The following is a 7,321-nucleotide window of genomic DNA, read 5'->3' as shown; positions in this document are numbered from 1 at the left end:
TGTTAACGGTAGCGGTGTCAGCAGGGTTAACGCCATCGTTTAACTGATAAGTAAAACTATGGCGTTAACCCTGCTGACACCGCTACCGTTAACATTACTGTTACTCCTGTAAATGATGCACCAGATGGTACTGCTGTGGTTAACAATAACGGTACCTTGGATAATACTAATGATGACGTTATTACTGATACTCCTGATCCAGATTTCAGTGGGAATGATAGCTTGATCGATCAGGTATCTGATGGCAACGGCGGCCTTGATACAGCGATCGATCAGGTATCTGATGGCAACGGCAACCAAAATACAGCGACTGTTGATATTACTGTTAACTCGATCCCTACCTTTGTTCCTTCGACTCTGACTCAGAACCCTAACAATACTTTTACTATCACTAGTGACACCACTGGCAACGCTCAACTCCTATTCTCCTTTATTAGTCGAAACGCTACTAATGTCAATGAAATTGGAGTTTTTGTCACCGATGATGACCAAGGTACAGTTAATGGTATTGCTCCTGGTCAAGAAGGGTATGTGGAAGCGGCTCTATCTAATGCTCAGACTATTTTCTCTGTGCTGCTGAATCCTGAAGATAGTGGTCAAACTACTCGTCTGATTAACAATTTTGATGTAGGAGATCAATTAGGATTTTACCTAGTACAAAATAGCACGAAAGAGGCAGTGCTAGCAGGACAAAATGCTTCTGTATTCTTCGGTGATGCTTCCTTCAATAGCGATGGTTTAGACCATATCCAAAGCGAGACTAATAGTGACGGTGTCTTGACTTTAAACTTTGAAGATGCTGATGATCAAGACTTTGATGATTTAGTGGTAACGGTTCAAGACGCTTCGGCTTTGACTCCGATTGTGGGGACAGGGAATCCTCAGATTCAAGGGCAAGTGGAGCTACTGGATTTAACCGATGTGACTGGAACAGTAACACCTGAGATTGTGGTTAGTAGTCAAGCTGTGTTTGAGAATAGCTTTGGCTTTTATCAGGTTGATGATGCTAGTGGTAAAATTGGCAATCTCAATCCCGGTGATGCGGGTTATGCAGAGCTTGCAGTTTCCAACCAGGTCGATTTAGCCAGTGGGCTATCTGGTGGTGTATTGTTAGCTCCCTTCCTAATTGCTAATGGCACTGTTGAAGAGTTCCTGACTCAGAATCCTACGAATCAGCAGGGTTCGGGTCTGAATGCTTACTTTAGTTTCTTGAGCGCTAACCCTGATCAATTTGATCACGTCCGCCTACTAGGAGACAATCAGTTTAGCTTCGAGGATACCTTTGGTGGTGGTGACTTAGATTATGATGACTTGGTAGTAGAGGTTATTTTCTGAATTTAATCGGGAGTCGGGACCCACCCCTAACCCCTCCCAGGAGGGGAACGGGAATCGGGAATCGGGAGTCGGGAATCGGAATTGGGTTGTTGGTAGAACAGGCAAGATGCCTGTGCCACACAACTTCCTGTTCCCTGTTCCCTGTTCCCTGTTCCCTGTTCCCTGTTCCCTGTTCCCTAAGATGGATTCTGCCATCCTTCCACAATCGCCATGCCCACATTCACATAAGGATTATCCAATAATTCTTTAAGGGCTTCTTTCCCACCACTTTCTAAGGCACTAAGCAACCGTTGTTTAGTACTTGCTGGAATCGCAATATTCACAAACGCTGTCTTTTCTAAATCCGTGGCATTGGGGTTACTTTGCTCTAATTGTTTTAATAATTGTTGGATTTCGGCGGCGGCTTCGCTTAGGGTTTGGTTTTTATCCGGGGCATAATTGTGTTTAGTTTGACTACCAATTTCTTGATTAACCTCACTTTGAGTCCCATCGACAAAGTTATTTTGAGACTGAGATCGATCGTATTGAAACTGATACTTGGAATGATAGTTGGAGTGATTAGAGTCTGAGGTTGATTCACTCATAGCGTTGTTTTCAACAGTGATAAGTCGGCTGGCTTGTAGTCTAGCAATTTCGATCAGGTCTTGGTAATGCTTCTGGTAAAGGGCAAGCACGCCATGGTTGTTGGTGGTTTGGGTTAGCTCTTGACGAGAATTAAACCGCTGGATGAACTGGTCACTGACGACATGGTCTTTGGTTTCCGCAGCCGATTGAATCAGGACTTCCCGTAATACCAGAGCTTGGTTAACCTCCAACAGGGTGGCCAGCAGCAGGTAGACACCGCGAAATCGGGGGTCAGTCAGATGCTCGTGCTGACGTTCTCGATTCTCCGTTTTCAGGAAGGTCTGGACAATAAAGTATTCCTGGATTTTATCGTGACGAAAGTACCATTCTCGATAGGTACGACCAAACCCATCCTTCTGCTGACGAGTCAATACCATTTTATACCGTTCCATACACTGCAACTCATCCAAACAGTCGTTTTCTGGGATGGTAATTTGATCATGGAGGCGCATCTGATAGACCGTTTCAGCAAATTCAGCCAGGGGAAAGGGACAAAGGTGAATCTGTTGATAGTCCTCTGCCATGATCTCATACTGCTGCTGTTGCAAGTTCAGCAAATCCGGGTCTTTGCCCTGGGCCAACAGTTGCGCCACCAAGGTCAAATCCATGGGATTGGACAGAAACCGACGTACTGCCGTTAACTCCTGTTTGGATTGGGTTTGCTGGAGTTGGCTGGCCAGATAGTCGTCACAGGCTTGCTCGTAGGCCACACCCGATACCGGGGCATCCTCAGGCAAAATCCCTTGGCGAGAGGTGAGGAAATCGGCGATTTGCTGGCGCTTCAGGGGTTGCAGCACGTAGGTTTTGGCCGTCGCTGGGGGTGTCCATTCCAAGGGTTGGGTGGTGAGGATAATATGCCCCTGGACGTGATGCTCTACAAAGGTATTAATAGTAGCCCTGGTGTCAGGGCTGACTTCATTGAGTCCGTCAATGCAGATATCTAGAGTATTGTAGTTAATCAGGCTTTGTAGGAATTTAGGGTCATGGGCAGCGATGGGCAATTTAGCTTGAATCGCTTCCACCACACCACCGGCACATTGGCTGGCAGGCAAGTACACCGATAGCCGCCCGGAGGTTTTCACTAAATTCCGGAGAAACATGGACTTGCCCAGTCCCGATTCCCCTACCAGAACGACCGGAGACTGGAGTTGGCCAATGGCAGTTTGAATCGCTTGGGTATGGGTGGCTCGTGTAATCTTAACGTGAGAGTCGGGAAAGTAAGCCTGGGGATCAAAGCTATCTAAGCTAGCATCGGCCACCAGCACCTTACGGAAGGGAGCGAGTAATCGGTAGCGCAACCAGGGAATCCAGGTCAGAGCAATGCTGATATAGCCTAAGCCCACAATGGTGCGGAATTTCCAGTTCCAGATTAGGGCTTGGACTTGGAGAGAACGAGGATAAATGATGATCAGCAACAACCAGCAACTGACATGGATTAGCCAAACCTTAAACCCAATCAGAAACCAGTGCTGTCCTTCTAAGGCGATAATTTGAGCATTGACGGCGGCAGCAAGTTGGGAATCTATAGACTTAAGATTTTTGTAGTGTTTCTTGAGCAGATCCATATCTGCTTGCTTCCAGTTCACCTTGTCAACAACTATGGCTATCTGCCTTTCCAAGTCTTTGCGCAGTTGAGACAAATCTTGACTATCTTCCCAGATGTCGGCAAATAGGTTGAGAACCTCCAAGCCTTCTTGGTGATTGATGGCCTGATCTTTATTTTGATGGGGATATTCCTTAGGTAAGCCCAGCCACTGGATTAAGTGGAGTGAGTCTTTTTCCCCGCCACTAACGAAATAGGCTAGAAAACGCAGGCTTGGTGCTTCTATCTGATTCCAGTAAACGGCATTCAATATAGAAAGTAAGTCTTTTACGTCTAATGGTTCCATTTGCCTCAGAGCTTGTGCTGCATTAGCACGAACACTATAATCTGAGTCGATTAAAAGTTTGGCAATTTGGGGAGCGTACTCAGAGGCGGCTGCTTCCATCTGACCCAAAGCGGATGCCGCACGTGAACGGACATCACTGTCTGAGTCGGTTAAAAGTTTTAGGATTTGGGGAACATACTCAGATGGTGTTGCTCCCATCCCCGCCAGAGCGTATGCTGCATTAGCACGAACATGGTCATCTGAGTGGGTTAAAAGTTTTAGGATTTGGGGAACATACTTAGAGGCAGCTGTTCCCATCTGACCCAAAGCGGATGCCGCCCTATGAGGCGAGTAGTTATCTGAGTTTGTTAAAAGTTTGGCGATTTGGGGAGCGTACTCAGAGGCGGCTGCTCCCATCTGACCCAAAGCGGATGCCGCACTTAAACGGACATTACTATTTGAGTCGGTTAAAAGTTTCGCAATTTGGTGGGCTATGTCCTTATCTGCTGCTCCGATCTGACCCAGAGCATATACCACCCGGTTAAAACTAAAGAAATCTGAGTTTATTAAAAGTTGGGCGATTTGGGGAGCATATTCAGAGGCGGCTGCTTCCATCTGACCCAAAGCGGATGCCGCACTTAAACGGACATTACTATGTGAGTCGGTTAAAAGTTTCGCAATTTGGGGAACGTACTTATAGGCGGCTGCTCCCATCTGGCCTAAAGCTTGTGCCGCACTTGAACGGACATAACTATCTGAGTCAGTTAAACGTTTAGCAATTTGGGGAGCTACCTCAGAGGCAGTTACTCCCATCTGACCCAGAGCCGATGCTGCCCTAGCACGGACATCACTATTTGAGTCAGTTAAACGTTTAGCAACTTGAGGAGCGTAGTCTTGAGCTAATCCCATTTGACCCAGAGCTGATGCCGCACTATCACGGACATAACTATCTGAGTCGGTTAAACAACCTTCAAGGATTTGGGGAGCATATTCAGAGGCGGTTGCTCCCATCTGCCCCAGAGCGGATGCCGCACTTAAACGGACATTACTATGTGAGTCGGTTAAAAGTTCCGCAATTTGGGGAACGTACTCAGAGGCGGCTGTTCCCATCTCCCCCAGAGCTTCTACTGCATTAGAACGGACATTACTATGTGAGTCAGTTAACAGTTCAGCGATTTGGGGAGCGTACTTATAGGCTGCTACCCCCATTTCCTCCAAAGCTTTTACGGCACTAGCAAGGACTTTGGACTGAACCGACTTTCTTTGATTCTCGGTTTCATCACTCTCATGCTTATAAGTCAATAACTCTGCAATCTTGTCAATTGTGTCGTTAGGAATATAAATAGGGGGCTTAAGTTTCTTCAATTCATAGCTAGACAATTTGTTCAAAGCTTCAGCCCACACCAATGGATCGGGATCATCCAGTGCTGCTACAATCCCCTTGAGCTGCCACGATTCTAGTTCAGGTTTCTTTTCTTGAGCGTGACTCCCGTTGACAATCAACAATACCGCTACTAGCAGTGCTAACAGATAACATAGGCACTGGGTAACACTAGTCTTAAAGGTAGGGAAAAGCTTTGGGCGGTCGGCATCGCCTCTATGGGGCATAGTGGTAGTTTCCCAGGGAGTTAGTAAGGTCAATATATGAAAATGTTGGCGCTAGACCCTAAGCCCAGCAAGCCTTTGACACTACGATGCTCCCCGAAGGTTAGTTTTAATTATACCAATTTTAGTGACTATTATATAGAACAGGGAATCGGGAGTCGGGAATCGGGAGTCGGGAGTGTGGGAAGCATGGAGTTTATGGGAGGTGTGGGAAGTGTCCCCCCCGCTGTTTTGGGGGGTTAGGGGGGATCCCCACCTGTTTGACCTCGTGGCTGGAATTAGGTTCTTGGTAGAACAGGCATCTTGCCTGTGATCAATATTTTCCTCACAGCATCGAAGCCTATTCTACACAACTACTCCCGATTCCCGATTCCCGATTCCCCATTCCCTATGTCACAGGCAAGATGCCTGTGCCACACAACTATTCCCTATGTCACAGGCAAGATGCCTGTGCCACACAACTGCCTGTGCTACGGAATTACTCCGTGATCAAGAAAAAGTAGAAACTTGGCACCAGGCATCAAGGCTTTCAAAACCTGCACATAGCCCTTAGCATCAGCAGGGCTGTCGAACCGAGCGAAAACCATTGGTGGCATGGGTGGTAACAACCGAACCATGACCCATGGGTATAGGCGTCTATGGGACATAAAATTAAGTTATCTCCTGTAAGGGGGACCAAGAGCCAGCCTGCAGCCTGCGAAAACTCTTAGGCTGGCTCTTCCCATGGACTTTATTTTGTCCACATTTTTAGTTTACCACAAAAAATATTATATCATAGCATATTTTTAAGATTTTGTAACAAACTTTTTTTGAGGGAGTAGGGAGTAGGGAGCAGGGAGCAGGGAGCAGGGAGCAGGGAGTGTGGTAAGTGTGGTAAACAGGGTGAGTGTTCCCCCCGCTGTTAAGGGGGGTTAGGGGGGATCCCCAGTTGGGGTTTCGCTATTTTCAGCTGAAACAGGCAAGATGCCTGTTCCACAACCCTAAATCTTCTCCGTTCCCGATTCCCGATTCCCGATTCCCGATTCCCGATTCCCGATTGCCTACTCCCTACTCCCTATTCCCTTATTTAGCAGAAATAGAAAATTACTACTATAAAGACTTGATAAACTTAACCGAATACTAGTGACATTAACCAAAACTCATGACATCAATGAGTAAGGTATTTTTTGGAGAGCAAGGGAAGAGCAGGTATGGCAAAGCTCTTTCCTTTTTCTAGGGGATATTACGGGATAAATTTTTTCTAGCGATCGCTTCATTGTAATTTATATTTTTATTTAAAAATATAAACAAGACGAAGGCAATAAATACTTAATAACCTTTCGGAACCAAGAATATTTTTAATTAAGATAAGAGCATCCTTAAAACTGTCTTATGGCATCTGACATTTTGCCATAAATCTGGAAAATAAATCCGGATATCTGGAGGTAAGTAGGTATTTATTTATTGGTAGATCATTAGATAAGCATTCAGCGTTGTGCTATCCACTATATGCTATCAGCTATTAATGATAAGTTCAACAGCAATTTTGCTATGACCTGGATGTAACGCCAGGGTCACCCGTAAAAACAAACCTATGGACTTATTCTCTTGATATCAAAGGCTATCAGCTATCAGCTGACCGCTGCTGAGGGCACCTCAAGTAGCGTGGCCAAAGGCCTTTAGCTAATAGCTGTTGGCGTAGCCTGCGCGTAGCGGATATGCTTACCATCATTGTTAACGTTAAGTGCCCACAGCCTTAGCAACCGAGGAGTTTTTTAAGACGAAATATTATGGCGAGATTTGAATTTGAAGACCCCTCCCAGCACCACACCGTCGTCGTCGGCGATGCGCACCTCGACATCGGGGAGCGCAAACCCGACGGTGCCGGGCTCCCGATCGCCCACGAGCGA

7 protein-coding genes are annotated in these 7,321 nt (G+C 46.4%); 4 read left to right on the top strand and 3 right to left on the bottom strand.

What is annotated here, in order from left to right; genetic code table 11:
• Nucleotides 1-135: 135 nt before the first annotated feature.
• Nucleotides 136-1,335 carry a DUF4114 domain-containing protein gene (locus tag F6J94_RS26840; protein WP_293045860.1) on the top strand — a complete coding sequence of 400 codons (1,200 nt, stop codon included), beginning with the start codon at nt 136-138 and terminating at the stop codon, nt 1,333-1,335.
• Here the strand turns inward: F6J94_RS26840 and F6J94_RS26835 are convergent.
• Both F6J94_RS26835 and F6J94_RS26830 read right to left on the bottom strand, forming a co-directional pair.
• On the bottom strand, nt 1,297-1,530 hold the full coding sequence (locus F6J94_RS26835) for a hypothetical protein (RefSeq protein WP_293045857.1): 234 nt from the start codon (nt 1,528-1,530) through the stop codon (nt 1,297-1,299). The two genes, F6J94_RS26840 and F6J94_RS26835, sit on opposite strands and share 39 nt — an antisense overlap.
• Complete coding sequence (locus tag F6J94_RS26830; RefSeq protein ID WP_293045854.1) at nt 1,512-5,435, bottom strand: HEAT repeat domain-containing protein; 3,924 nt, start codon at nt 5,433-5,435, stop codon at nt 1,512-1,514. Before F6J94_RS26830 ends, F6J94_RS26835 begins: the two co-directional genes overlap by 19 nt.
• A gap of 42 nt (nt 5,436-5,477) precedes the next feature.
• Between F6J94_RS26830 and F6J94_RS26825 the strand changes: the two genes are divergently transcribed.
• Both F6J94_RS26825 and F6J94_RS26820 read left to right on the top strand, forming a co-directional pair.
• The gene (locus tag F6J94_RS26825; RefSeq protein WP_293045851.1) at nt 5,478-5,675 is read left to right on the top strand and encodes a hypothetical protein; all 198 of its coding nucleotides are present in this window, start codon (nt 5,478-5,480) and stop codon (nt 5,673-5,675) included.
• Between the two features lie 60 nt (nt 5,676-5,735).
• Nucleotides 5,736-5,921, top strand: a complete 186-nt coding sequence (locus F6J94_RS26820) for a hypothetical protein (RefSeq protein WP_293020047.1) — start codon at nt 5,736-5,738, stop codon at nt 5,919-5,921.
• On the opposite strand, the gene F6J94_RS26815 is transcribed toward F6J94_RS26820, so the two are convergent.
• Nucleotides 5,903-6,049: a hypothetical protein gene (locus tag F6J94_RS26815; RefSeq protein ID WP_293045846.1), complete on the bottom strand. Its 147-nt coding sequence runs from the start codon at nt 6,047-6,049 to the stop codon at nt 5,903-5,905. The two genes, F6J94_RS26820 and F6J94_RS26815, sit on opposite strands and share 19 nt — an antisense overlap.
• A gap of 311 nt (nt 6,050-6,360) precedes the next feature.
• On the opposite strand from F6J94_RS26815, the gene F6J94_RS26810 reads away from it, so the two are divergent.
• Nucleotides 6,361-6,555, top strand: coding sequence for a hypothetical protein (locus F6J94_RS26810; protein WP_293020051.1), 195 nt, complete (start codon nt 6,361-6,363; stop codon nt 6,553-6,555).
• Nucleotides 6,556-7,321: the final 766 nt, after the last annotated feature.

The organism is Moorena sp. SIO1F2 (genome assembly GCF_010672755.1).
GTDB lineage: Bacteria > Cyanobacteriota > Cyanobacteriia > Cyanobacteriales > Coleofasciculaceae > Moorena.
Note: the sequence above shows the minus strand (reverse complement) of the source record. Positions and strands in the feature narration are given on the sequence as shown.

Bases quoted from the DNA above. Each gene is read 5' to 3' on its own strand.
- F6J94_RS26815 (WP_293045846.1), bottom strand. From the start codon at position 6,049: ATGGTTCGGTTGTTACCACCCATGCCACCAATGGTTTTCGCTCGGTTC.
- F6J94_RS26835 (WP_293045857.1), bottom strand. From the start codon at position 1,530: ATGGCAGAATCCATCTTAGGGAACAGGGAACAGGGAACAGGGAACAGG.
- F6J94_RS26830 (WP_293045854.1), bottom strand. From the start codon at position 5,435: ATGCCCCATAGAGGCGATGCCGACCGCCCAAAGCTTTTCCCTACCTTT.
- F6J94_RS26825 (WP_293045851.1), top strand. From the start codon at position 5,478: ATGTTGGCGCTAGACCCTAAGCCCAGCAAGCCTTTGACACTACGATGC.